This is a genomic window from Exiguobacterium sp. s123 (genome assembly GCF_018617075.1).
Classification (GTDB): Bacteria; Bacillota; Bacilli; order Exiguobacteriales; family Exiguobacteriaceae; genus Exiguobacterium; species Exiguobacterium profundum.
This window is the reverse complement of record NZ_JACSJL010000031.1, coordinates 1-373: the sequence shown is the minus strand read 5'-3', so window position 1 is coordinate 373 and position 373 is coordinate 1. Positions and strand designations below refer to the sequence as shown.

2 tRNA genes are annotated in these 373 nt (G+C 50.1%); both read left to right on the top strand.

The features are described 5' to 3' along the window. The first annotated feature begins 109 nt into the window (after nt 1-109). Nucleotides 110-186, top strand: a tRNA-Ile gene (locus KNO72_RS15510). 22 nt (nt 187-208) lie between these two features. After that, nucleotides 209-281, top strand: a tRNA-Ala gene (locus tag KNO72_RS15505). Nucleotides 282-373: the final 92 nt, after the last annotated feature.

Here is a 373-nt window from a genome sequence, read left to right as displayed (position 1 = left end):
AACAAGGTAGCCGTATCGGAAGGTGCGGCTGGATCACCTCCTTTCTAAGGAAAATGCCCATGTGGCATTGCCCATCGTTCAGTTTTGAGAGACCAAAACCTCTCTAAGAGGGCCTATAGCTCAGCCGGTTAGAGCGCACGCCTGATAAGCGTGAGGTCGGTGGTTCGAGTCCACTTAGGCCCACCATTTTTATGAACAATTCTAATACGGGGCCTTAGCTCAGCTGGGAGAGCGCCTGCCTTGCACGCAGGAGGTCAGCGGTTCGATCCCGCTAGGCTCCACTTTTGTTCCTTGAAAACTGAAGATTCATCAAGACATCAAAAACCAATTTCACATATGGTCCATAATGGACCGTGTGTCTTAGACGCTAGAT